This window comes from Kitasatospora cystarginea (genome assembly GCF_039533515.1).
GTDB lineage: Bacteria > Actinomycetota > Actinomycetes > Streptomycetales > Streptomycetaceae > Kitasatospora > Kitasatospora cystarginea.
In genome coordinates this window covers 1-25,003 of the sequence record NZ_BAAATR010000036.1, presented here as the reverse complement: position 1 = coordinate 25,003, position 25,003 = coordinate 1, and the positions used below count along the sequence as shown (strand labels likewise).

At 69.6% G+C, this 25,003-nt stretch carries 20 protein-coding genes; 15 read left to right on the top strand and 5 right to left on the bottom strand.

Annotated features, from left to right (window positions below; translation table 11 throughout):
* Positions 1-74: 74 nt before the first annotated feature.
* The 5 genes from tsf (at position 75) to rlmN (ending at position 4,872) form a co-directional block, all read left to right on the top strand.
* The gene (gene tsf / locus ABD369_RS30465) at positions 75-911 is read left to right on the top strand and encodes a translation elongation factor Ts (RefSeq protein WP_344639807.1); all 837 of its coding nucleotides are present in this window, start codon (positions 75-77) and stop codon (positions 909-911) included.
* Positions 912-1,192: 281 nt separating this feature from the next.
* Complete coding sequence (pyrH, locus tag ABD369_RS30460; protein ID WP_344639806.1) at positions 1,193-1,948, top strand: UMP kinase; 756 nt, start codon at positions 1,193-1,195, stop codon at positions 1,946-1,948.
* A gap of 96 nt (positions 1,949-2,044) precedes the next feature.
* Positions 2,045-2,602: a ribosome recycling factor gene (gene frr, locus ABD369_RS30455; protein WP_344639805.1), complete on the top strand. Its 558-nt coding sequence runs from the start codon at positions 2,045-2,047 to the stop codon at positions 2,600-2,602.
* A 192-nt stretch (positions 2,603-2,794) separates the two neighbouring features.
* Positions 2,795-3,661, top strand: coding sequence for a phosphatidate cytidylyltransferase (locus tag ABD369_RS30450; protein ID WP_344639804.1), 867 nt, complete (start codon positions 2,795-2,797; stop codon positions 3,659-3,661).
* Positions 3,662-3,771: 110 nt separating this feature from the next.
* A complete protein-coding gene (rlmN, locus tag ABD369_RS30445) occupies positions 3,772-4,872 on the top strand; it encodes a dual-specificity RNA methyltransferase RlmN (protein ID WP_344639803.1) in 1,101 nt (366 codons plus the stop codon).
* 144 nt (positions 4,873-5,016) lie between these two features.
* On the opposite strand, the gene ABD369_RS30440 is transcribed toward rlmN, so the two are convergent.
* From ABD369_RS30440 to ABD369_RS30425, 4 genes are all read right to left on the bottom strand, one after another.
* Entirely contained in the window at positions 5,017-6,165 is a 1,149-nt protein-coding gene (locus ABD369_RS30440; protein ID WP_344639802.1) for a hypothetical protein, read from the bottom strand.
* A 13-nt stretch (positions 6,166-6,178) separates the two neighbouring features.
* Complete coding sequence (locus ABD369_RS30435) at positions 6,179-6,907, bottom strand: ABC transporter ATP-binding protein (RefSeq protein ID WP_344639801.1); 729 nt, start codon at positions 6,905-6,907, stop codon at positions 6,179-6,181.
* A 206-nt stretch (positions 6,908-7,113) separates the two neighbouring features.
* Positions 7,114-8,508, bottom strand: a complete 1,395-nt coding sequence (locus tag ABD369_RS30430) for an aspartate aminotransferase family protein (protein ID WP_344639800.1) — start codon at positions 8,506-8,508, stop codon at positions 7,114-7,116.
* Positions 8,505-8,978: an Lrp/AsnC family transcriptional regulator gene (locus tag ABD369_RS30425; RefSeq protein ID WP_045301249.1), complete on the bottom strand. Its 474-nt coding sequence runs from the start codon at positions 8,976-8,978 to the stop codon at positions 8,505-8,507. Before ABD369_RS30425 ends, ABD369_RS30430 begins: the two co-directional genes overlap by 4 nt.
* 264 nt (positions 8,979-9,242) lie before the next feature.
* Here ABD369_RS30425 and ABD369_RS30420 point away from each other — a divergent pair, with 264 nt between their 5' ends.
* The 3 genes from ABD369_RS30420 (at position 9,243) to ABD369_RS30410 (ending at position 13,443) form a co-directional block, all read left to right on the top strand.
* Entirely contained in the window at positions 9,243-10,688 is a 1,446-nt protein-coding gene (locus ABD369_RS30420; RefSeq protein WP_425557818.1) for a gamma-aminobutyraldehyde dehydrogenase, read from the top strand.
* A 132-nt stretch (positions 10,689-10,820) separates the two neighbouring features.
* The gene (locus ABD369_RS30415; protein WP_344639798.1) at positions 10,821-12,179 is read left to right on the top strand and encodes an aspartate aminotransferase family protein; all 1,359 of its coding nucleotides are present in this window, start codon (positions 10,821-10,823) and stop codon (positions 12,177-12,179) included.
* A 97-nt stretch (positions 12,180-12,276) separates the two neighbouring features.
* The gene (locus tag ABD369_RS30410) at positions 12,277-13,443 is read left to right on the top strand and encodes a polyamine ABC transporter substrate-binding protein (RefSeq protein WP_344639797.1); all 1,167 of its coding nucleotides are present in this window, start codon (positions 12,277-12,279) and stop codon (positions 13,441-13,443) included.
* 7 nt (positions 13,444-13,450) lie between these two features.
* On the opposite strand, the gene ABD369_RS30405 is transcribed toward ABD369_RS30410, so the two are convergent.
* Positions 13,451-15,100: a PucR family transcriptional regulator gene (locus tag ABD369_RS30405; RefSeq protein WP_344639796.1), complete on the bottom strand. Its 1,650-nt coding sequence runs from the start codon at positions 15,098-15,100 to the stop codon at positions 13,451-13,453.
* Positions 15,101-15,438: 338 nt separating this feature from the next.
* Here ABD369_RS30405 and ABD369_RS30400 point away from each other — a divergent pair, with 338 nt between their 5' ends.
* The 7 genes from ABD369_RS30400 to ABD369_RS30370 all read left to right on the top strand — a co-directional run bounded on the left by ABD369_RS30400 (position 15,439) and on the right by ABD369_RS30370 (position 24,703).
* The gene (locus tag ABD369_RS30400) at positions 15,439-16,956 is read left to right on the top strand and encodes a gamma-aminobutyraldehyde dehydrogenase (protein WP_344639795.1); all 1,518 of its coding nucleotides are present in this window, start codon (positions 15,439-15,441) and stop codon (positions 16,954-16,956) included.
* Positions 16,957-17,018: 62 nt separating this feature from the next.
* Positions 17,019-18,269: a polyamine ABC transporter substrate-binding protein gene (locus ABD369_RS30395; protein ID WP_344639794.1), complete on the top strand. Its 1,251-nt coding sequence runs from the start codon at positions 17,019-17,021 to the stop codon at positions 18,267-18,269.
* A gap of 66 nt (positions 18,270-18,335) precedes the next feature.
* Positions 18,336-19,481, top strand: a complete 1,146-nt coding sequence (locus tag ABD369_RS30390; RefSeq protein ID WP_344639793.1) for an ABC transporter ATP-binding protein — start codon at positions 18,336-18,338, stop codon at positions 19,479-19,481.
* Positions 19,478-20,404: an ABC transporter permease gene (locus ABD369_RS30385; RefSeq protein WP_425557817.1), complete on the top strand. Its 927-nt coding sequence runs from the start codon at positions 19,478-19,480 to the stop codon at positions 20,402-20,404. The genes ABD369_RS30390 and ABD369_RS30385 overlap by 4 nt, the downstream gene beginning before the upstream one ends.
* The gene (locus tag ABD369_RS30380) at positions 20,404-21,207 is read left to right on the top strand and encodes an ABC transporter permease (RefSeq protein ID WP_344639792.1); all 804 of its coding nucleotides are present in this window, start codon (positions 20,404-20,406) and stop codon (positions 21,205-21,207) included. The genes ABD369_RS30385 and ABD369_RS30380 overlap by 1 nt, the downstream gene beginning before the upstream one ends.
* 65 nt (positions 21,208-21,272) lie before the next feature.
* The gene (locus ABD369_RS30375) at positions 21,273-22,667 is read left to right on the top strand and encodes an NAD(P)/FAD-dependent oxidoreductase (protein WP_344639791.1); all 1,395 of its coding nucleotides are present in this window, start codon (positions 21,273-21,275) and stop codon (positions 22,665-22,667) included.
* Positions 22,668-23,173: 506 nt separating this feature from the next.
* The gene (locus tag ABD369_RS30370; RefSeq protein ID WP_344639790.1) at positions 23,174-24,703 is read left to right on the top strand and encodes a CoA-acylating methylmalonate-semialdehyde dehydrogenase; all 1,530 of its coding nucleotides are present in this window, start codon (positions 23,174-23,176) and stop codon (positions 24,701-24,703) included.
* Positions 24,704-25,003: the final 300 nt, after the last annotated feature.

The following is a 25,003-nucleotide window of genomic DNA, read 5'->3' as shown; positions in this document are numbered from 1 at the left end:
GTGTCGGGGACTGAACCACCAGCCTCCGGCACCACCCCACGCAGACACGCGAGACGCGAGAAGAGATTCACACCATGGCGAACTACACCGCCGCGGACGTCAAGAAGCTCCGTGAGCTCACCGGCGCCGGCATGATGGACTGCAAGAAGGCTCTGGACGAGGCCGAGGGCACCGTCGAGAAGGCCGTCGAGATCCTGCGCATCAAGGGCCAGAAGGGTGTCGCCAAGCGCGAGGGCCGTGACGCCTCCAACGGCGCCCTGGCTCTGGTGCTGGAGGGTGGCAACACCGGCGTTCTGGTCGAGCTGAACTGCGAGACCGACTTCGTCGCCAAGGGTGAGAAGTTCGTCGAGGTCGCCGACCAGCTGGCCAAGCACGTCGCCGCCACCGCCCCGGCCGACCTCGAGGCCGCGCTGGCCAGCGAGATCGAGGCCGGCAAGACCGTCCAGCAGTTCGTGGACGAGGCCAACGCCAACCTGGGCGAGAAGATCGTCTTCAAGCGCTTCGCGCAGTTCGCGGGCGAGGGCTTCGTCGCCGCGTACATGCACCGCACCTCCCCGGACCTGCCGCCGCAGGTCGGCGTCCTGGTCGAGCTCGACAAGGAGAACGCCGAGGTCGCCAAGGACGTCGCGCAGCACATCGCCGCCTTCGCTCCGACCTACCTGTCCCGCGAGGAGATCCCGGCGGAGATCCTGGACAACGAGCGCCGCGTCGCCGAGGCCACCGCTCGCGAGGAGGGCAAGCCCGAGGCCGCCCTGCCGAAGATCGTCGAGGGTCGCGTCACCGGCTTCGTCAAGGAGAACGCCGTTCTGGAGCAGGCGTTCGCCAAGGACAACAAGAAGACCGTCGCCAAGGTCCTCGACGAGGCCGGCGTCAAGCTCGTGCGCTTCGCCCGCTTCCGCGTCGGCGCCTGAGCCACGTTCCCCAGCGCTTCCCGCCTAAGGTAGGAAACGCCCGGTCACCCGGACGGGTGGCCAGGAACGCGCCGATCGGGCTCATCCAGCGCCGCCGAAGACGAAGGGCGGGCCGCGTCGGCACCATGAACGACGAGGAGGCCATTGCCGTGCAGGACACCGTACCGGTTCCCGCGGCAGTGGCCTCCTTGCGTGTACGCGCAGGTCTCGGCCTCACACGGCACACTCGGCCCTGTGAGACGTCCGGCCCTGTGAACCAGTAGGTGGAGAAGGAGAAGTCCATGCAGGAGACGCAGGAGACCGCGCTGGGCGGTTCGCGCCGCCGCGTTCTGCTCAAGCTGTCGGGTGAGGCGTTTTCCGGCGGTGGCGGCCTCGGCGTCGACCCGGACGTCGTGCACGCGATCGCCCGGGAGATCGCCACGGTGGTCCGCGCCGGTACCGAGGTCGCAGTCGTGATCGGTGGCGGCAACTTCTTCCGCGGCGCCGAGCTGCAGGTCCGCGGCATGGACCGGGCCCGCTCCGACTACATGGGCATGCTCGGCACCGTCATGAACTGCCTGGCGCTCCAGGACTTCCTGATCAAGGAAGGCATCGAGACCCGGGTGCAGACCGCCATCACCATGGGCCAGGTCGCGGAGCCGTACCTGCCGCTGCGCGCCGTCCGGCACCTGGAGAAGGGCCGTGTGGTCATCTTCGGTGCCGGTATGGGCATGCCGTACTTCTCCACCGACACCACGGCCGTCCAGCGTGCGCTGGAGATCCACGCCGAGGTGCTGCTGATGGGTAAGAACGGTGTGGACGGCGTCTACGACTCGGACCCGCGGACCAACCCGGAGGCGGTGAAGTTCGACTCGCTCGACTACACCGAGGTGATCGCCCGGGACCTGAAGGTCGCGGACCTGACCGCGATCACCCTGTGCAAGGACAACGGGCTGCCGATCCTGGTGTTCGAGCTGCTGGCCGAGGGCAATATCGCCCGGGCGGTGAAGGGTGAGAAGATCGGCACACTCATCAGCGAGGACTCCGGCCAGGCCTGAGCCGCCGCCACTCGCGCCGTAGTCGGCCGTGCAGCAAACAGCCGTCCGGGGCACCGGTACGGGACAACAGCAGATGAACCGGACAGGGAGCACACAGTGATCGAAGAGACCCTCCTCGAGGCCGAGGAGAAGATGGAGAAGGCCGTTTCGGTCGCGAAGGACGACTTCGCCGCGATCCGCACCGGCCGCGCGCACCCGGCGATGTTCGCCAAGATCGTCGCGGACTACTACGGCGCCATTACGCCGATCAACCAGCTCGCTTCGTTCGCCGTGCCGGAGCCGCGGATGGCGGTCGTCACCCCGTTCGACAAGTCCGCCCTGCGCAACATCGAGCAGGCGATCCGCGACTCGGACCTGGGCGTCAACCCGTCCAACGACGGTTCGATCATCCGAGTGGTGTTCCCGCAGCTGACTGAGGAGCGCCGCAAGGAGTACATCAAGGTCGCCCGCGGCAAGGGTGAGGACGCCAAGGTCTCCATCCGTTCGATCCGGCGCAAGGCCAAGGACGGCATCGACAAGCTGGTCAAGGACGGCGAGATCGGCGAGGACGAGGGCCGTCGTGCCGAGAAGGAGCTCGACGACACCACGGCCAGGTACGTGGCCCAGATCGACGAGCTGCTCAAGCACAAGGAAGCCGAGCTGCTTGAGGTCTGATCCGGCCGCCGCCCCGACGGCTCCGGCTCGCGGGGTGGCGCTCGGCAGACTTCCGGGCGCTCCTGTCACGGGTGACCCCGTACTCCGTACCGGTTGACCTGAAGGCCCGTTCGGCGTGCCATCCGCCGAACGGGCCGTTTGCAAGTAGACCCCGGTGCCACCGGGGCGCCACCAGCGGCACAGACTCTGATCATGCCCTCTGTCCAGGAGACATCCTTGGCCCAGTCCGACCAGCAGCCCCGTAAACAGCGCGGCGGCCGCAACCTCCAGGCCGCGATAGGGGTCGGTGTCGGCCTCGGCGCGGTCATCGTCGCTTCGCTGTTCTTCGTGAAGGTGCTGTTCCTGGTCGTCGTGGTGGCGGCTGCGGCGGTCGGCGTCTGGGAGCTCAGCAGCCGGCTGACCGAGCGCAAGGGCATCGCCACACCGCTGTACCCGCTGTTGGCGGGGGCGGTCGCGATGCCGGTGCTGGGCTACTGGGCCGGTGCCCAGTGGGCGGCTGCCGCGCTGGCCCTCACCGGACTCGCGATCATGATCTGGCGGATGAACCAGCCGCCGGAGAACTACCTGCGTGACATAACGGCGGGCATCTTCACCGCCTTCTACGTCCCGTTCCTGGCCACCTTCGTGGCCCTGATGCTCGCCGCCGCCGACGGCCCGCAGCGGATCGTGCTCTTCCTGGTCGTCACCATCTGCAGCGACACCGGTGCCTACGCCGTCGGCTACAAGTTCGGCAGGAACAAGCTGGCGCCTACCATCAGCCCGGGCAAGACGCGCGAGGGACTGGCCGGCGGCGTCGGCCTCTCGATGATCGCCGGCGCGCTGATCATGCAGTACGTGATTGACGGCGGCCAGTGGTGGCAGGGTCTGATCCTCGGCGGCTGCGCGGCGGTCACCGCGACCCTCGGCGACCTGGCCGAGTCCATGATCAAGCGGGACCTCGGCATCAAGGACATGGGCACCCTGCTCCCCGGCCACGGCGGAATCATGGACCGGCTCGACTCGCTGCTGCCGACCGCACCGGTGGTGTGGCTGCTGCTGGCGGCCTTCGTCGGCAGCTGACCTCGGCCGGATCGGTCACAAGGCCCGGACGCTTCGCGCGTCCGGGCCTTCCGCGTTCGAAGCCACCGCTTCCCCGGAGCACTTCGCCGATCTGCGACACTGGATGAACCATGCCTAAGCCCGGAGAACTGACGTTTGTCGCGCCGCGCGGCGCCAAGCCCCCGCGACACCTTGCCGACCTCAGCCCCGCCGAGCGCAAGGAGGCCGTCGCCGAGCTGGGCGAGCAGCCGTTCCGCGCCAAGCAGCTGTCGAACCACTACTTCGGCCGGCTGTCCGACGATCCGGGTGCCTGGACGGACATCCCCGCAGCCTCGCGCGGCAAGCTCACCGAGGCGCTGCTGCCCGATCTGATGACGGTGGTCCGGCACGTCTCCTGCGACGACGACGCCACCCGCAAGACGCTCTGGAAGCTCTTCGACGGCACCCTGGTCGAGTCCGTGCTGATGCGCTACCCGGACCGGGTCACCATGTGCATCAGCTCGCAGGCCGGCTGCGGCATGAACTGCCCGTTCTGCGCCACCGGCCAGGCCGGCCTGACCCGCAACCTCTCCACCGCCGAGATCGTCGAGCAGATCGCGGCGGGCATGCGCGCGCTCAAGGCCGGGGAGATCCCCGGCGGCGAGGCACGGCTGTCCAACGTGGTCTTCATGGGCATGGGCGAGCCGCTCGCCAACTACAACCGGGTGCTGGCGGCGATCCGCCGTCTGACCGACCCGGCCCCCGACGGCTTCGGGCTCTCCCAGCGGGGTATCACCGTCTCCACCGTCGGCCTCGTGCCGGCGATGAACCGACTCGCGGACGAGGGGCTCAGCTGCCGGCTCGCGCTCTCGCTGCACGCGCCCGACGACGAGCTGCGCGACGAGCTGGTCCCGGTGAACACCCGCTGGAAGGTGGCCGAGGTCCTCGACGCGGCGTGGAACTACGCGGAGAAGTCCGGGCGTCGGATCTCCATCGAGTACGCGCTGATCAAGGACATCAACGACCAGGCCTGGCGCGCCGACCTGCTGGGTCGCCTGATCAAGAACCAGCGGGTGCACGTCAACCTGATCCCGCTGAACCCGACGCCGGGTTCCAAGTGGACGGCCTCCCGCCCCGAGGACGAGCGCGAGTTCGTCCGGCGCCTCCAGGCGCACGGCGTGCCGACCACCGTCCGCGACACCCGCGGTCAGGAGATCGACGGGGCCTGCGGCCAGCTGGCCGCCGCCGGCTGACGCGGCTTCCAGGGGCGCACGGGGAAGCCGCGAGCGCTCCGTGCCGCCCGTCCAGCGCCGTCGCGCTCCCGGGCGGCACGGGGCGGGTTCACACGGACGAGGGCTTACGGCCGGCCGAGCTTCCCCGCGCCGCTGAAGGTGCGTTCAGCGCAGCGCGGCTGCCGCCAGTGCGGCGGTCAGGCCGCCGGTGACCAGTAGAACGGTCCCGGCGGCCGCCGTGCGTAGTACGGCAGCCCCGAGCAGCAGCCGGGGCGCGGCCCCGAGCTGGACCAGTGCCGCGGTCACGTTCTGCCGGGAGTCGCGGATCTGGGCCGCCCGGATGAGCACGGCCATGATCGCGCAGCCGACGATCAGCGCCGCCTCGAGTGCGGGGACCGTCTCGACGGTGCCCGGCCGGTGCGCCCAGGAGCGGATGGCCGTCAGCCCGGTCGCCAGGCTCAGCGCGAGCACTGCCAGCGGTGCGCCGAGTCGATGCGCCTCAGCGGTCAGCCCGCGTCCGGCGAGCAGCCGGAGCGGGGTGGGCCGGCCGAGCACCAGCAGCTGCCCGCCCCAGGCCAGCAGTGGAGCGGTGAGCAGCGCCAGGCCGAGGGCGGCGAAGGCCCAGCCGATCAGGGCGGCGGAGTTCGTGGCGCCGAGCCCGGCGGGCAACCCGAGCGGCCAGCCGTCCTGGGCGGCGCCGGGGCGCAGCCCGTACAGCTCGAGTGAGAGGCCGATCAGGACGAGTCCGATGGGCACGGCGAGCCGCGGGCCAGCGAAGCCGGTGTGGTGGGGTGCCTCGCTGTGTCCCGGCAGGGTTTCGGTGAGCGGGATCGCCGCGGCGGCCGAGGCACCGGCGACCAGCGGGACCAGGAACAGCAGGGTGACCGGCGCGGCGGCCGGAAGCGGGCTGCCGAGGCCGACCTCGGGGGCCAGCGAGGGGCCCGCGATGTCGTTGCGCAGGACCAGGAAGGCCAGCAGTGCGAGTCCGCTGCCGACGGCACTGACGAGGGCCGTCTCCCCGGCGATCAGGGCGCGGATGGCGGTGGGGCCAGCACCGGCGGCGGTCAGGCCGGTGATCCGTTCGGCACGCGCGACGGGCAGCGCGCGGGCGGCGACGGCGGCGAACCAGCCGACGGCGGCGAGCGGCGGGAGGCACCAGAGCAGCCGTTCGACCGAGGCGCCGGCGGGATCGGCGAGTGCGCGGCCGAGGGCGCGCAGCAGGAAGACGGCCACTGCCGCGGCGGCGGCCGCGGTGAGCAGGCAGCGGCCGAGGTCGGCCGGCCGGTAGCCCCGGGCCAGGCGGAGGTAGAGCAAGGAGAGGTCCCTTTCAGCGCCCGGCGGAGACGGGGGAGACGCCGCGCGGCACGGATGCGACGGGGGCGGCCAGCCGGCCGTCGACCAGCGCGAGGGTACGGTCCGCGACGTTGGCCAGCTCCGGCTCGTGGGTGGCGAGCACCAGGGTGAGCTGGTGCGAACGGGCCGCGGTGACCAGTATCCGCAGGAGCTGGTCCTTGGCTTCGCGGTGCAGCGGCGCGGTGGGGTCGTCGGCGAAGACCACCGAGGGCAGCGGGGCCAGGGCACGGGCGACGGCGATCCGCTGCCGCTGACTCTGGACCAGTTCACCGGGCCGGAGGGTGGCGCAGTCGGCGACGTCGAGGCGCTCCAGCCATTCGGCGGCGGAGTTGCGGGCGGCCTTGTGCCCGGCGCCGGCGAGCAGCAGCGGCAGTGCGACGTTCTCCCGGGCGGTCAGTTCCGGTACCAGGTGCGGCTCGGAGCCGACGAAGCCGAAGCGGTCGCGGCGGAGCCGTTCCCGGCCGGTGCGGGTGAGCGTGTGCACGGGCGAGCTGTTGAACCAGATCTCGCCGTCGTCCACCGGGAGCAGCGCGGAGAGGCAGCCGAGCAGGGTGCTCTTGCCGGAGCCGCGCGGTCCGGTGATGGCGAGTACCTCGCCGGTTCGGACGCCGATGGTGACGCCCCGTAGGGCGGGGGTGCCGTGGTGGGACTTGACGATCCCTCGGGCCCAGAGCACGTCGTTGTCGGGCGGGGCCGCTGACATGGAAGTCCATCCTGGTGCCGACGGGGATATGACAGTCGTCAGATTAGAACGACAAGGTCGCGTTGCGGTTGCGGCACACTGGCTCATTCACGGGCAAAGGCACCCGAACCCGGCAGGTTTGTTTTCCGTGGAACCGCCGAAAGCGCCGAAGGGCGGCCCCACTCGGCGGTGGGGCCGCCCTTCGGCGGAGGGTTGCGGCAGGAAGATCAGATCTTCGCCCAGGCGTCGGTCAGCGTGGTCCGCAGGATCTGCTCGATCTCGTCGAAGGTCGACTGGTCCGAGATCAGCGGCGGAGCCAGCTGGATGACCGGGTCGCCGCGGTCATCGGCGCGGCAGTACAGGCCGTTGTTGAAGAGTTCCTTCGACAGGAAGCCGTAGAGCACGCGCTCGATCTCTTCGTCGTTGAAGGACTCCTTGGTGGCCTTGTCCTTCACGAGCTCGATGCCGTAGAAGTACCCGTTGCCGCGGACGTCGCCGACGATCGGCAGGTCGCGGAGCTTGTTCAGGGTGCCCAGGAACTTCGACTCGTTGTCGAGCACGTGCTGGTTCAGGCCCTCGCGCTCGAAGATGTCGAGGTTGGCCAGCGCGACGGCGGCCGACACCGGGTGGCCACCGAAGGTGTAGCCGTGCAGGAAGGTGTTCTCGCCCTTGTAGAACGGTTCGGCGATGCGGTCCGAGATGATCGTGGCGCCGATCGGGGAGTAGCCCGAGGTCATGCCCTTGGCGCAGGTGATCATGTCGGGCTGGTAGCCGAACTTGTCGGCGCCGAACATGGTGCCCAGGCGGCCGAAGGCGCAGATGACCTCGTCCGAGACCAGCAGCACGTCGTGGCGGTCGCAGATCTCGCGCAGGCGCTGGAAGTACCCGGGCGGCGGCGGGAAGCAGCCGCCGGCGTTCTGCACCGGCTCGACGAAGACGGCGGCGACGGTGTCCGGGCCCTCAAACAGGATGGCCTGCTCGACCTGGTCGGCGCACCAGCGGCCGTACGCCTCCGGGTCGACCGACCCGTCCGTACCCTGCAGGTAGGCGGGGGCGCGGTAGATGTTGGTGTTGGGAGCCTTGTGGGTGCCCGGCACCAGCGGCTCGAACGGGGCCTTCAGGCCCGGCAGGCCGGTGATGGACAGGGCACCCTGCGGGGTGCCGTGGTAGGCGACGGCGCGCGAGATGACCTTGTACTTGGTCGGCTTGCCGGTCAGCTTGAAGTACTGCTTGGCGAGCTTCCAGGCGGTCTCGACGGCCTCGCCGCCACCGGTGGAGAAGAAGACCTTGTTCAGGTCGCCGGGCGCGTAGTTCGCCAGGCGCTCGGCCAGCTCGACGGCCTTCGGGTGGGCGTAGCTCCACACCGGGAAGAAGGCCAGTTCCTTGGCCTGCTTCGCAGCGGCCTCGGCCAGCTCCTCGCGGCCGTGGCCGGCCTGGACGACGAACAGGCCGGCGAGCCCGTCCAGGTACTTCTTGCCCTTGTCGTCCCAGACGTAGGTGCCCTCACCGCGAACGATGGTGGGAACGGGGGAGTTCTCGTACGACGACATGCGGGTGAAGTGCATCCACAGGTGGTCGTAGGCGGTCTTGGAAAGGTCCTTCTGCGCCGGGTCGGCTGTCATCGGGTGCCCCAGGTGTAGGTCTGTTTCCGGAGCTTCAGATAAACGAAGCTCTCGGTGCTCCGCACGCCGGGAAGCGCGCGGATGCGCTTGTTGATCATTTCGAGCAGATGTTCGTCGTCCTCGCACACCAGCTCGGCCAGTAGGTCGAACGAGCCTGCGGTGCAGACCACGTAGTCGACCTCGTCGAGGGCGGCCAGCGCGTCGGCCACGGGCTCCACGTCACCCTCGACCGTGATCCCGACCATCGCCTGACGGGTGAATCCGACGGTGAGGGGGTCGGTCACGGCGACGATCTGCATCACGCCCTGGTCGAGCAGCTTCTGGACCCGCTGCCGCACGGCCGCCTCGGACAGGCCGACGGCCTTGCCGATGGCGGCGTACGGGCGGCGCCCGTCCTCCTGGAGCTGCTCGATGATCGCCTTGGAGGCGGCGTCGAGGGGAACGCTGGCGTTCCGGTCGCGGTTGGCCACGTCGCCACTGTGCCTGATCCACTTCGGTCATGCAAGCCTGCGCGCTGCTGATTTCGTTGCCATTTCGAAAAACGGGTGCGGATTACGTTGCACACCAGCTCGGGGCCTGTCGATAAGCGCAGTACGCGGGTAGTGTGGCCGGGTGCTCGCGTGGGCGTGCACATCTGCAAGTGGAACGCGGCTCTCAGGCCCCGGCCACTCGGCGTCAGAGGTACCCTGGCGCCGGATTCTGCAATGCCGCAGGTTCAGACCGAGGAGATACCCGTGAGCGACCTTCGTACGCTGCGCAACTACATCAACGGCGAGTTCGTCGATGCGGCTGACGGCCGCATGCTGGACGTGGTCGACCCGAGCACCGGCGAGGTCTACGCGACGTCTCCGTTGTCCGGTGCGGCGGACGTGGACGCGGCGATGGCCTCGGCGGCCGCGGCCTTCCCGATCTGGCGCGACGCCACTCCGAGCACCCGGCAGAAGCTGCTGCTGAAGATCGCCGACGCGGTCGAGGCGCGCGCCGAGGAGATCGTGGACGCCGAGTGCCGCAACACCGGCAAGCCGCGTGCGCTGACCCTCTCCGAGGAGATCGGCCCGATGGTGGACCAGATCCGCTTCTTCGCCGGTGCCGCCCGCCTGCTCGAGGGCAAGGCGGCCGGTGAGTACATGGACGGGATGACCTCGATCGTCCGCCGTGAGCCGGTCGGCGTCTGCGCCCAGGTCGCGCCGTGGAACTACCCGATGATGATGGCGGTCTGGAAGTTCGCCCCGGCCATCGCCGCGGGCAACACCGTGGTCCTCAAGCCTTCGGACACCACCCCCGCCTCCACCGTGCTGCTGGCCGAGATCATCGGCGGCATCCTCAAGGAGCTGGAGCTCCCGGCCGGCATCTTCAACGTGATCTGCGGCGACCGGGAGACCGGCCGCATGATGGTCGAGCACCGGACCCCGGCGATGGCCTCCATCACCGGCTCGGTCCGCGCCGGCATCCAGGTGGCCGAGTCGGCCTCCAAGGACGTCAAGCGCGTCCACCTGGAGCTGGGCGGCAAGGCTCCGGTCGTGGTCTTCGAGGACGCCGACATCGCCGAGGCCGTCGAGGGCATCTCGGTGGCCGGCTTCTTCAACGCCGGCCAGGACTGCACCGCGGCCACCCGCGTGCTGGTGCACGAGTCGATCCACGACGCCTTCGTCGAGGCGCTCGCCAAGGCGGCCGCCGACACCAAGACCGGCGGCGTCGACGACGAGGACGTGCTGTACGGCCCGTTGAACAACGCCAACCAGCTGAAGCAGGTCTCCGGCTTCATCGAGCGACTGCCCGCCCACGCCAAGGTCGAGGCCGGTGGCCACCGGGTCGGCGACAAGGGCTACTTCTACGCCCCGACCGTGGTCTCCGGCCTGAAGCAGGACGACGAGATCATCCAGAACGAGGTCTTCGGCCCCGTCATCACCGTGCAGAAGTTCTCCGACGAGGACCAGGCCGTCGACTACGCCAACGGTGTGGAGTACGCGCTGGCCTCCTCGGTCTGGACCAAGGACCATGCGCGCGCCATGCGGATGTCCCGCCGGCTGGACTTCGGCTGCGTCTGGATCAACACCCACATCCCGCTGGTCGCCGAGATGCCGCACGGCGGCTTCAAGAAGTCCGGTTACGGCAAGGACCTGTCCTCCTACGGCTTCGAGGACTACACCCGGGTCAAGCACGTCATGACCGCCATCTGAGCAACCGTCCCGAAGGCCCGGACCGCGCAGCGCGGTCCGGGCCTTCGGCCTGTCAGGCTGTCGGTGGAGCGCGGGAGGGCCTGACAGGATGCATCTGCTGGCCGGTGGGAGTGATTCCCTACGCTTACGCCCATGAGCATCCCCACCGCTGACCCTGCCGCCGGGCGGGCCGTCAAGGCCGCCGACCGCGCGCACGTCTTCCACTCGTGGTCCGCCCAGGCACTGATCGACCCCCTCGCGGTGGCCGGTGCCGAGGGCTCGTACTTCTGGGACTACGACGGCAACCGCTACCTCGACTTCTCCTCGCAGCTGGTGAACACCAACATCGGGCACCAGCACCCGAAGGTGGTCGCCGCGATCCAGGAGCAGGCGGCGAAGCTCTGCACCATCGCGCCCGGCTTCGCGGTGGAGTCGCGCAGTGAGGCGGCGCGGCTGATCGCCGAGCGCACCCCGGGCGACCTCGACAAGATCTTCTTCACCAACGGCGGCGCCGAGGCCGTGGAGAACGCCATCCGGATGGCCCGGCTGCACACCGGCCGGCACAAGGTGCTCTCCGCCTACCGCTCGTACCACGGCGCCACCGCCAACGCGATCACGCTGACCGGTGACCCGCGCCGCTGGGCCAACGAGACCGGTGTCTCGGGGATCGTGCACTTCTGGGGCCCGTACCCGTACCGCTCCAACTTCCACGCCGAGAACGAGGCGCAGGAGTGCGAGCGCGCGCTGGCCCATCTGGAGCAGACGATCGCCTTCGAGGGCCCGGGCACGGTGGCCGCGGTGATCCTGGAGACCGTGGTAGGCACGGCGGGCATCCTCGTTCCGCCGGCCGGCTATCTGGCCGGGGTGCGGGAGATCTGCGACCGGTACGGGATCGTCTTCATCCTGGACGAGGTGATGGCGGGCTTCGGCCGTACCGGTGAGTGGTTCGCCGCCGACCACTGGGGTGTGGTGCCCGATCTGATGACCTTCGCCAAGGGTGTGAACTCCGGGTACGTTCCGCTGGGCGGGGTGGCGATCTCCGCCGAGATCGCGGCCACCTTCGCCGAGCAGCCCTTCCCGGGCGGGCTCACCTACTCGGGCCACCCGCTGGCCTGCGCCTCCGCCGTCGCGACCATCGAGGTGATGGCCGAGGAGGGCATTGTCGAGAACGCCAGGCACATCGGGGAGAATGTGCTCGGCCCCGGCCTGCGCGAGCTGGCCGAGCGCCACCCGTCGGTCGGCGAGGTGCGCGGCCTCGGTGTCTTCTGGGCGCTCGATCTGGTGAGGAACCGCGAGACCCGCGAGCCGCTGGTGCCGTACAACGCCACCGGCGCCGACAACGCGCCGATGGCCGAGCTGGCCGCCGCCTGCAAGAAGCAGGGCCTGTGGCCCTTCGTCAACATGAACCGCTTCCACGTGGTTCCGCCCTGCACCATCACCGAGGAGGAGGCCAGGTCCGGTCTGGCGATCCTTGACGAGGCGCTCACGCTGACCGACGCGCACACCGTCTGACGGCTCCGCACCGACGCGGCCCCGGGCACCCCCATGGCCCGGGGCCGTCCCCTGCCCACGCCCTCCTCCCTCACGTTCTCTGCCCAGGAGCACGCCCATGCGCTCAACCACGTCCCGCCGTGCCGTCCTCGGTGCCACCGGTCTGCTCGGCACGGCCGCGCTGACGGGCTGCGGCATCCCTGCCGCCTACGTACCCCAGGAGCGGCGCTCGGTGCCGGACCGCTCTGAGCGGGACAAGACGCTGACCTTCTCCAACTGGACCCAGTACATCGACGTCGACAAGGCCGGCCACCGTCCCACCCTGGACGAGTTCACCAAGCGGACCGGCATCGAGGTCACCTACACCGAGGACATCAACGACAACGACGAGTTCTTCGGCAAGATCAGCCCGGTACTGGCCCAGGGCGGCGACCCGGGCCGGGACCTGATGGTGATCAGCGACTGGATGGCGGGACGCTACGTCAACCTCGGCTGGGTGCAGACGATGGACCGGGACCGGATGCCGAACGTCGCCAAGTACCTGGACCCCCAGCTGCGGAACCCCGCCTTCGACCCAGGGCGGAAGAGCAGCGTGCCGTGGCAGTCGGGCATCACGGGGATCGCCTACAACCGCAAGGCGCTCGGCCGGGAGATCAAATCCACCGCCGACCTGTGGGCGCCGGACCTCAAGGGCCGGGTGACGCTGTTCTCCGGGATGGACGAGGCACTGGGCCTGCTGATGCTCTCCCAGGGCGCCGACATCACCAAGTTCACCGCCGACGACGCGCACCGGGCGATGGACCTGGTGCAGAAGATGGTGGACCGCAAGCAGATCCGCCGGTTCACCGGCAACGACTACACCAGCGACCTGGCCTCCGGAGCGGCGATAGCCTGCCAGGCGTACTCGGGGGACGCGATCCAGCTCAAGGCGGACAACCCGGACATCGAGTTCGTGGTGCCCGAGGAGGGCGCGGAGCTCTGGGCCGAGAGTCTGATGATCCCGAACAAGGCCGAGCACAAGCAGAACGCCGAGCAGCTGATCGACTACTACTACCAGCCCGAGGTGGCCGCCAAGCTGGCCGCGTTCGTGCAGTACATCTGCCCGGTCCCGGCCGCGCGCGAGGTGCTGGCCCAGAGCGACGACCAGGACACGGCCGCGCTCGCCGAGGAGCCGCTGATCTTCCCCACCGACGAGATCCGGGCCAAGCTGCACACCATGCGGGACGTCAAGGCCGACGAGCGGCCCGGCTTCCACCAGATCTGGGGCAAGGTGGCCGGAGTCTGACGCCCGCTCAGCGCCGTACGGCGTCCAGGGCGAGCAGGGCGACGTGCAGGGAGAGGCAGGACTCGACCTGGTCGAGGTCAACGCCGAGGATCCGTTCGACCTTGTGCAGCCGGTCGTAGAAGGACGGCCTGGACAGGTGCGCCGCGTCGGCTGCGGCCGACTTGTTGCGCCCCTGGTCCAGGTAGATCCGCAGCAGCTGCACCAGCTGCCCGCCGTGCTCCGCGTCGTACGCGAGAAGCGGGCCGAGCTCGCGCTCGACGTAGGTCTGCAGGCGGGCGTCGTCGCGCAGCAGGTGGAGCAGCCCGCGCAGCCGGACGTCCGGGAGTCGGTAGTAGGAGGAGGTCCGGCCGCCGTCGTGCAGGGCGGCGTCGGCGACCTGGGTGGCCTCCAGCAGGGTGCGCCGGGCGTCCCGGACCGAGCCCACTGAGGAGCCCACCGCTATCACCGGCTCGACCGCGGGCGCCGGGGTGTCCCTGGAGCTCTCCGTCACCAGCCTGCGCAGCGCGGTGGCGAAGGAGTCCAGCGCGGTGTGCTCGTCCTGCTGCGAACCGAGCGTGATCAGCAGGCCGACGCCCTCGTCGTCCAGCGCGCCGACCAGGGCGGTCAGGCGGCAGGCGCGGATCGCGCCGGCGGCCAGCTCGGTGAAGTCGCGCAGTCGGGCCTGCGCCTCCAGCGCGGCCGGGATCGGTTCGCGGCGCTGGCGCAGCACCACCCCGACCAGGCGGCGGCTCTCCAGTGGCACCCCCAGCGCCTGGGCGCGCAGCGCCACCTCGGAGACGGTCAGCGAGTGGGTCAGGATGCCGGAGAGAAGGGTGCGGTGGGTCTGCCGCTCCAAGCTCTCCCGGTCGCGGACCACCAGCCGGTTCAGTGCCAGAGTGGCGGCGCCGCGCTCCAGCAGCATCGCGTGCGGGTGCGGGGTGCCGGCGGGCAGCGGGACCGGCTCCTCGGCCAGGACCAGCCGGCCCCAGTCCTGGCCGCGCGCGCCTACGGCGGTGACCAGCCAGCCGCTGCGTGGGTCGTAACCGGTCCGGCCCGGCGGATGGACCCCGCGCGAGCGGCGCTCCCAGCCCTCCAGCAGCTCGCTCTCCGAACGGCCGGCCGGATCGTGGGTCAGCACCTGGTGCGCCAGGTTCTCCAGGACCACCGGACGGCCCGCCATCCGGGCCACCTGGCGGACCACCTCGGCCGGCTCGGCGCCTTCCACGGCCAGCTCGTTGAAGACCTGGTGGACCGCCTCCGAGGTGCGCAGCTGCTCCAGCTGGGCGTTGACCACGAGGGCGTGCACCGCCTCGGTGATGGCGACGAAGCGCAGCTCGCGGCGGAGCACGATCAGCGGCAGTCCACGCTGATCGGCGGCGTGCACCAGGGCGCGCGGCAGGCTGTCGAAGTAGCGGCGGCCGAACTCGACGACCAGTCCGGCGACACCGACCTCGTCCAGCTCCCGGACGTATCTGGCAAGCCCGTCCCGGTCCTCGGGCAGGGCGATTCCGGTGGTCAGCACCAGTTCGCCGCCCTGGAGCATGCCGGCCACGTCGGGGAGCTCGCTGACGTGCACCCAGCGCACCGGGCGCTCCAGCTGGGCGGCGCCGGCCACCACCTCGGGCAGGCCGCGCCGCATAACGTCCAGGTCGAGTACGCGGGCGACGGTGGGGAGCATCGCGAGCCTCCAGCGAGTCAGAGTGTCAGGGAAATCATCCATCGACTAGACGCTCTGTCGGCCTTGCATGTTGTAAACCCGTTGCGGGGCGGCCTGCCGGAGTGACCCTTGTCACCCGGATACTCCAGCGGGCAAGGTCAGCGGAACGGTTGTGGAGAAGCCGGGTATCAACGGCGGAATCCGTGGCGCGGCCGGACGGCGACAGCGGAATCCCTTGTGGAAGCCAGGAGCGCCTGCCAGGATCGCGCATCCCGGTGGACGAGCGGCTCTCCCATCGCGGTGACCGGGCAGTCAGCCGGCGCGCGGCCGTCGAATCACCGGGCACATGGAGGAACCTGATGGACCTGACCAGTCTCAGCGCGGGCGCGCACCACATCGCGGGCCGCCTGACCGGGGGCACCGGGACGGAGCCTTTCCAGGTCGTCAACCCCGCCGACGGGAGTGTGGTGCGGGAGGTCCTGCTCGCGTCCGCCTCCGACGTGGACGCGGCGGTCGGCGCCGCGAAGGCCGCACAGCCCGAGTGGTCCGGCGCCACCCCGGGGACCCGCGCCCAGGCGTTGCTGAAGCTGGCGGCCGTGCTGGAGGAGCGCGCCGGGAAGTTCGCCCGGGTGGAGACCGCGCAGACCGGCAAGCCGATCAAGCTCTCCAGTGAGTTCGACGTGCCTGGCACCATCGACAACACCTCGTTCTTCGCCGGAGCGGCACGCAACCTGGAGGGCAGGGCCGCGGGGGAGTACTCCGGTGACCACACCTCGTACGTGCGGCGCGAGGCGATCGGCGTGGTCGGGTCCATCGCTCCGTGGAACTACCCGCTACAGATGGCGGCCTGGAAGATCCTCCCGGCGATCGCGGCGGGTAACACCATCGTGCTCAAGCCGGCCGAGCTGACCCCGCTGACCTCGCTGATGTTCGCCGAGGCGTGTACGGAGGCGGGCATCCCGGACGGTGTGGTCAACGTGGTCACCGGCGCCGGGCGCAGTGCCGGCGAGCGGCTGGTCCGCCACCCCGACGTCGCGATGGTCTCCTTCACCGGCTCCACCGCGGTCGGCAGGCGGGTGGCCGAACTGGCCACCGCCACCGTCAAGCGCACCCACCTGGAGCTCGGCGGCAAGGCACCGTTCGTGGTCTTCGACGATGCCGATCTCGAGGCCGCGGTGCACGGCGCGGTCGCCGGTGCGCTGATCAACAGCGGCCAGGACTGCACCGCCGCCACCCGCGCCTACGTCCAGCGCCCGCTGTACGAGGCCTTCGTGGCGGGGGTCGCCGAGCTGTTCGCCGGGATCCGCCTGGGCGACCCGCTGAACCCGCAGACCGACCTCGGCCCGCTGGTCTCGTACACCCACCGGGACCGGGTCGCGGGCTTCGTCGAGCGGGCCCGCGGGTACGGCGCGACCGTGGTCACCGGCGGACGGGCCCCGGCCAAGGGCCACGACGGTACGGACCTGACGCTCGGCGCGTACTACCTGCCCACCCTCATCACCGGGGCCGCCCAGGACAGCGAGGTGGTGCAGGGCGAGATCTTCGGGCCGGTGCTGGTCGTCCTGCCCTTCGACAGCGACGAGGAGGGGCTGCGGCTGGCCAACGACACCCCCTACGGGCTGGCCGCCTCCGCTTGGACCAGCAACGTGCACCGCTCGCTGCGCGCCACCCGGGAGATCGCGGCCGGGTGCGTCTGGGTCAACGACCACATCCCGATCATCAGCGAGATGCCGCACGGCGGCTACAAGTCCTCCGGCTACGGCAAGGACATGTCGCAGTACTCACTGGACGAGTACACCCAGGTCAAGCACGTCATGTACGACACCACGGCGGTGGTCCGCAAGGACTGGCACCGCACGGTCTTCGGAGACAGATGACCCCGCCGGGGAGCCGTCCCCCAACGGCTCCCCGCCTCTTCCCCCCAGGAGGGTGTCCCCGCATGGAGTTCAACGAGATCGCCGACGGACTGTCCGAACCCGTCCGCAGGGCGTGGGAACGCAGTCTGACAAACGGCCGGGCCGCGCTGACCCGCCGCTCACTGCTGCGTGGCGCGGGCCTCACGGCCGCCGCCGGGACCCTCGCGGCCTGCGGTATCCCGCCCGCGAAGGGTGGAACCGGGGCGGCCCTCGACAACTCCGTCAAGGACCTCTCCGATTCGGAGAAGGTGGTGAACTTCTCCAACTGGCCGCTGTACATCGACGTCGACGAGAAGAACAAGGACCGGCACCCCACCCTCGACGGGTTCACCGCGGCCACCGGTGTCAAGGTCAGGTACAACGAGGACGTCAACGACAACGTCGAGTTCTTCGGCAAGATCAAGCCGCAGCTGGCGGCGGGTCAGGACACCGGCCGGGACCTGATGGTGCTCACCGACTGGATGGCCGGGCGGCTGATCCGGCTCGGCTGGGTGCAGCGGCTCGATCCGGCGAACGTCACCAACGCGATCCTCAACGTGGAGAACCGTTTCCGCGTCCCCGACTGGGACCCGGGCAACCGGTACTCCTACCCCTGGGCGGGCATTCAGGTGGTCGTCGCGTACAACCGCAAGGCCACCAAGGGGAAGCCGGTCGGCAGTGTCGGCCAACTGCTGGACGACCCCGAGCTGAAGGGCCGGGTCACCTTCCTCTCGGAGATGCGCGACACGGTCGGGATGGTGCTGCTGGACCAGGGAAAGGACCCGGCGAAGATCACCACCGCCGACTACGACGCCGCTATCACCCGGCTGCAGAAGGGCGTGGACGACGGGCAGATTCGCAAGTTCACCGGAAACGACTACGGTCAAGAGCTGTCCTCCGGGGACATCGCCGCCTGCCTGGCCTGGGGCGGCGACCTGATCCAGCTCCGGGCGGACAATCCCGACATCGAGTTCGTCATCCCCGAGCAGGGGTACGTCGGCTCGACCGACAACATGCTGATCCCCGCCAGGGCTCAGCACAAGAAGAACGCCGAACTCCTGATCGACTTCTACTATCAGCAGAAGATCGCAGCCGAACTCACGGCAGGCATCAACTACGTGTCCCCGGTCGCCGGCATCAAGGACGAGCTCGCCAGGCTCGCCCCCGACGTCGCCGAGAACCCGCTGGTCGTCCCCACACCGGAGATGGCCGCCAAGGTCCACGTCTTCCGTACCCTCTCCGAGGCGGAGGAGACGGACTTCGAGGGCAAGTTCTCCAAGTTGATCGGCGCCTGAGTTGATCGGCGTCCGACCCCACATCGGCCCCTGCATCTGTAGTACGGCACCTGACAGAGAGACACCATGACTGAGCAGCTGCGCGACGCGGCGACGGCCGGCGGAGACGTCCGTCTCACCGGCATAGGCAAGACCTACGGCGACTTCACCGCCGTCCATCCCCTGGACCTCACGGTGCCGCAGGGCTCCTTCTTCGCCCTGCTCGGTGCCTCCGGCTGCGGCAAGACCACCACGCTGCGGATGATCGCCGGCCTGGAGGAGCCCACGACCGGCACCGTCGTGATCGGCGGGCAGGACGTCACCGTGCTGCCGCCCTACAGGCGCCCGGTGAACACCGTCTTCCAGAGCTACGCGCTCTTCCCGCACCTCGACATCTTCGAGAACGTCGCCTTCGGCCTGCGTCGCCGCGGGAAGAAGGACGTGAAGAAGCAGGTCGAGGAGATGCTCGATCTGGTCGAGCTCGGTCCGATGGCCAGGCGCAAGCCGCACCAGCTCTCCGGCGGCCAGCAGCAGCGAGTCGCGGTCGCCCGCGCGCTGATCAACCACCCCCAGGTGCTGCTGCTGGACGAGCCGCTCGGTGCCCTCGACCTCAAGCTGCGCCGGCAGATGCAGCTGGAACTCAAGCGGATCCAGACCGAGGTCGGCATCACCTTCGTCCACGTCACCCACGACCAGGAGGAGGCCATGACCATGGCCGACACCATCGCGGTGATGAACGGCGGCCGGGTGGAGCAGCTCGGTGCCCCCGCCGAGCTGTACGAGAACCCCGCCACCACCTTCGTGGCCAACTTCCTCGGCCAGTCCAACCTGATCCCCGCCGAGGTCACCGGCCGCAGCGGCGATGACCTGCTGCTCAGCGCCGCCGGGGTCCGGCTCACCGTGCCCAGGTCCCGGTGCGCCACCGAGGCCACGCGGATCCACCTGGGTGTCCGCCCGGAGAAGATCACCATCGCGCACGCCTCCGCGACGGTCCCCGAGGGCCGGAACAGGATCAGCGGCACGGTGGCCGACTCCAGCTTCATCGGTGTGTCCACCCAGTACGTGGTCCGCTCCGAGTCCGGCCAGGAGATCGCCGTCTTCGAACAGAACATGGAGCGTGACGGCCGGATCGCTCCTGGCGCCCCCGTCGTCCTGCACTGGAACCCAGCGCACTCCTTCGGCCTCGACGCCTCCCAGGCGATCGACGCGGGCACCGGGGAGGAGACGGCGTGACCACCCACACCGAGGCCGCACCACCCCAGGTGATCCCCCTCCCCGACGCGCCGAGAAAGCGCCGCAAGCTCACCGCCTACTGGCTGCTGCTCCCCGGCATCGCCTGGCTGGTGGTCTTCTTCGCGGTGCCGATGGTCTACCAGGCCTCCACCTCGCTGCAGACCGGTTCGCTGGAGCAGGGCTTCAAGCTGACCTGGCACTTCGCCACCTACTGGGACGCCCTGAACGAGTACAAGTGGCACTTCGTCCGCTCGTTCGCGTACGCGGCCGTCGCCACCGTGCTCTGCCTCGCCATCGGCTACCCGCTGGCGTACACCATCGCCTTCAAGGCCAACCGGCGGTGGCGGAACGTCATCCTGATCCTGGTGATCGCGCCGTTCTTCACCAGCTTCCTGATCCGCACCCTGGCCTGGAAGACCATCCTCTCGGACGGCGGCCCGGTGGTGAGCACGCTCAACAGCCTGCACCTGCTGAGCCTCACCGATGCCGTCGGCCTGACCTCCGGCCACCGGGTGCTGGCCACCCCGCTCGCCGTGGTCTGCGGTCTGACCTACAACTTCCTGCCGTTCATGATCCTGCCGCTCTACACCTCACTGGAGCGGATCGACCCCCGGCTGCACGAGGCGGCGGGCGACCTCTACGCCCGGCCCTTCACCACCTTCCGCAAGGTCACCTTCCCGATCTCGCTGCCCGGTGTGGTGGCGGGCACGCTGCTCACCTTCATCCCGGCCTCCGGCGACTACATCAACGCACAGCTGCTCGGCTCGCCGAGCGAGCAGATGGTCGGCAACGGGATCCAGAAGCAGTTCCTGAACGTGCTCGACTACCCGACCGCGGCCGCCCTGAGCTTCATTCTGATGGCCCTGATCCTGGGCATGGTCACGGTTTACATGCGCAAGGCCGGGACGGAGGAGCTGGTCTGATGTCCCGCGTCTTCAAGTGGATCCGAGAGCACCTGGCGGTGCTGGCCGGCATCCTCGCCCTCGCCTACCTGGTCCTGCCCAACCTGGTGGTCTTCGCCTTCTCGTTCAACAAGCCCGTCGGCAAGTTCAACTACGAGTGGTCGCAGTTCTCCACCGATGCCTGGACCCACCCGTGCGACGTCGCCGACATGTGCGGCTCGCTCTCGTTGAGCCTGCAGATCGCCACGCTGGCCACCATCGGCGCCACCGTGCTCGGCACCATGGTCGCCTTCGCGCTGGCCCGCTACCGCTTCCGCGGCCGGGCCGCCACCACCGCGCTGATCTTCCTGCCGATGGCCATGCCCGAGGTGGTGATGGCCGCCTCGCTGGGCACGCTCTTCCTCAACATGCGCATCCAGTTCGGCTTCCTGACCATCCTGATCGCGCACATCATGTTCTGCCTCAGCTTCGTGGTGACGGCGGTCAAGGCGCGCGTGATGTCCATGGATCCGCGGCTGGAACAGGCCGCCCAGGACCTCTACGCCACCCCGACCCAGACGTTCCTGAAGGTCACCCTCCCGCTCGCCGCCCCCGGTATCGCGGCCAGCGCGCTGCTCAGCTTCGCGCTCTCCTTCGACGACTTCATCATCACCCAGTTCAACTCGGGCCCGACCACGGTCACTTTCCCGATGTTCGTCTGGGGCGCCTCCCAGCGCGGTATCCCGGTGCAGGTCAACGTGATCGGCACCGCGATGTTCATCGCCGCGGTGCTGCTGACGATCGCCGGCCAGTGGGTCGGCAACCGTCGGAAGGCGCGGTACTGACCCATGGCCCATCTCTTCCACCACTACTGATCACCTACAAAACATCAGAAAGTAGCTGATACAGCATGGACTCTGCCCGTGCGCTCAGTGATGCTCAGCCCACCCCCTTCTGGCTGGAGGACCCCGGTCGGCCGCAGGCCCTGCCCGCGCTGGTCGGTGACACCAAGTGCGACCTGCTCGTGGTTGGCGGCGGCTACTCCGGCCTGTGGACCGCGCTCATCGCCAAGGAGCGCGACCCCGCACTGGACGTCGTCCTGGTCGAGGGCCACGAAGTGGGGTGGGCGGCCTCCGGGCGCAACGGCGGATTCTGTGCCGCCAGCCTGACCCACGGTTTCGGCAACGGCCTGGCGCGCTGGCCCGGTGAACTCGCCGAGCTGGAGCGCCAGGGCGCGGCCAACCTCCAGGCCATCGAGGACACGCTCAAGCGCTATGACATCGACGCCGAGTGGGAGCGCACCGGCGAGATCGACATCGCTACCCAGCCGCACCAGCTGGAGGAACTGCACGAGGTCGTCGATACCGTCTCCCGGTACGGCATCGAGCTGACCTTCCTCGACGCCGCCGAACTGCGCGCCGAGGTCGACTCACCCACCTTCCTCGGCGGCCTCTGGGACAGGAACGGCGTGGCCATGCTCCACCCGGCCAAGCTTGCCTGGGGCCTCAAGGCGGCCTGCCTCGCCCAGGGCGTCCGTGTCTTCGAGCGGACCAAGGCCCTGGACCTTGCGGAGTACGGCAGCGGCACGGCCGTCCGCACCCCCTACGGCCGGGTCTTCGCCCGCCGGGTCGCGCTCGGCACCAATGCCTTCCCGTCCCTGGTGAAGCGGGTTCGGCCGTACATCGTCCCGGTGTACGACTACGCGCTGATGACCGAGCCGCTCACCGGGGAGCAGCTCGCCGCCATCGGCTGGGCCAACCGGCAGGGGCTCAGCGACAGCGCCAACAAGTTCCACTACTTCCGGCTCTCCGCCGACAACCGGATCCTGTGGGGCGGCTACGACACCATCTACCACTACGGCGGTCAGGTCCGGGCCGAGTACGACCAGCGGCCGGAGACCTTCCGCACCCTGTCGAGGCAGTTCTTCCAGACCTTCCCGCAGCTGGAGGGCGTCCGGTTCACCCACGCCTGGGGCGGCGCGATCGACACCTGCAGCCGCTTCTCCGCCTTCTTCGACACCGCCTACAAGGGACGCGTCGCCTACGCGGCCGGCTTCACCGGGCTCGGGGTCGGCGCGACCCGGTTCGGCGCCGAGGTGATGCTCGACCTGCTGGCGGGCCGATCGACCGAGCGGACGGAGCTGGAGATGGTGCGCAGCAAGCCGCTGCCTTTCCCGCCCGAGCCGGTCCGCTGGGCCGGGATCGAGATGACCAAGTGGTCACTGGACCGCTCCGACCACAACGGCGGGCAGCGCAACATCTGGCTGCGCACGCTGGACCGGCTCGGCCTCGGCTTCGACAGCTGACGGTGGGAGGGCTTGGCCGGATCCGGGGCCCGGGGCTGTCCTGGGGCCAGGGTTCCGGGGGCTGAGGTTGCGGTGATGCTCCGGAGCCAGGGTTTCCGGTGATGTTTCGGGGGCGCATCCCACTTTGGGAGGCGTCCCCGAGACATGTGCGCTCCGGCTGCGAATCGGGTGGGAACCGTGGCCTGCCTAATCTCTGGTGTCCGTCCGGCATGGACGGGTCCCGACCGCTCGGGCGTCCTGACCGAACCGGTCGTCCCGGAGCCGGCCCTACAGAGGCCGCCGTCGAGCTGTACCGGATCGAACCGAGGCGGTCGTCAGCACATCGATCCTTCGACGACCTGTAAGGCTGAATCCCAGATCCCCGTCATGCTGTTCGTTGAGCCCGGCCTCGCCGGTCCGCAGACTGGAATCGAGCGCGGTAGCGCCGGAATCCCGTCGCCCGGCCCGGGTCGGGAGGCGCCGCACAAGGGCCCGGCGGCAGGTGAGCCGCGCGGGGACTTCGGAGGATGACCTTGAGCAAGCACATCACCCACTGGATCGACGGCGCATCCGTCGCCACCGCCGGCGCCGCGCCGCGCCGTGGTGACATCTTCGACCCGGCCACCGGCCAGGTGACCGGGCAGGTGGATTTCGCGGAGATCGCCGAGGTCGACCAGGCGGTCGCCGCCGCCGCCTCGGCCTTCGCCGAGTGGCGCAACGCCTCGGTTGCCAAGCGCACCCAGGTGCTCTTCGCCTTCCGCGAGCTGTTCAACGCCCGCAAGGACGAGCTTGCCTCGATCATCGTCTCCGAGCACGGCAAGGTGCACTCGGATGCGCTCGGCGAGCTGGCCCGCGGCCAGGAGGTCATCGAATTCGCATGCGGCATCCCGCAGTTGTCCAAGGGCGGCTTCACCGAGCAGGCGTCCACCGGCATCGACGTCTACTCGATCCGCCAGCCGCTCGGCCCGGTCGCGATCATCTCGCCGTTCAACTTCCCGGCCATGGTGCCGATGTGGTTCTTCCCGATCGCCATCGCGACCGGCAACACGGTCGTGCTGAAGCCCTCGGAGAAGGACCCGTCCGCCGCCAACTTCCTCGCCCAGCTGTGGAAGGAGGCCGGCCTGCCGGACGGCGTCTTCAACGTGGTGCACGGTGACAAGGCCGCCGTCGACCGGTTGCTGGAGCACCCCGACATCAAGGCCGTCAGCTTCGTGGGCTCCACCCCCATCGCCCGCTACGTCTACGAGACCGGCACCCGCTACGGCAAGCGCGTCCAGGCCCTCGGCGGCGCCAAGAACCACATGCTGGTCCTTCCCGACGCCGATCTCGACCTGAGCGCCGACGCCGCCGTCAACGCGGGCTTCGGCGCGGCCGGCGAGCGCTGCATGGCCGTCTCGGTCCTGGTCGCGGTCGACCCGATCGGCGATGAACTGGTCGAGAAGATCAAGCAGCGGATGGCCACCCTCAAGGTCGGCCCCGGCTGCAACGGCGACTCCGAGATGGGCCCGCTGGTCACCGGCCAGCACCGCGACAAGGTCACCTCGTACGTCGAGTCCGGCCTCGCCGACGGTGCCGAGCTGGCGGTCGACGGCCGGAAGCACCTGATCGCCGCCGAGGACGCCTCCGGTACCCCCACCACCGACGGCTTCTGGCTCGGCCCCACCCTGTTCGACCACGTCAAGCCCGGCATGTCCGTCTACAACGACGAGATCTTCGGCCCGGTGCTGTCGGTCGTCCGGGTCTCCTCCTACGAGGAGGGCCTGGCGCTGATCAATGCCAACCCGTACGGCAACGGCACCGCGATCTTCACCAATGACGGCGGCGCCGCCCGGCGCTTCCAGCACGAGGTGGAGGTCGGCATGGTCGGCATCAATGTGCCGATCCCGGTTCCGGTCGCCTACTACTCCTTCGGCGGCTGGAAGGCGTCCCTCTTCGGTGACGCCCACGCCTACGGTCCCGACGGCGTCCAGTTCTTCACCCGCGGCAAGGCCGTGACCCAGCGCTGGCTGGACCCCTCGCACGGAGGTATCAACCTGGGCTTCCCGACCAACTCGTGAGCCGGGGCCGTTGGCCTCGGTGATCTCTGAGGTTGCACGGCGTTGAGGCTGTTCCGCCGTGAAGCTGCACGGCTGTGAGGGCTGTCCGGTCCGACTCCGCACGGTATGAGGTGCGGGAAGGGCCGGGTAGCCCTCGTCGGTTTCTCCCGGCCGATCGGGCCGAGCCGTTTGCATCGCCTCGCGGGGAGGGGTAGTGTTCTCTAGTCGCTCGGCAGGGAGCACCGGACACGCATCGGCGCGGACGGTCCCGGGGCGGCCAATCCTCTGAAACACCACTTCTTCTGCTCGGGCTGGGTCGTG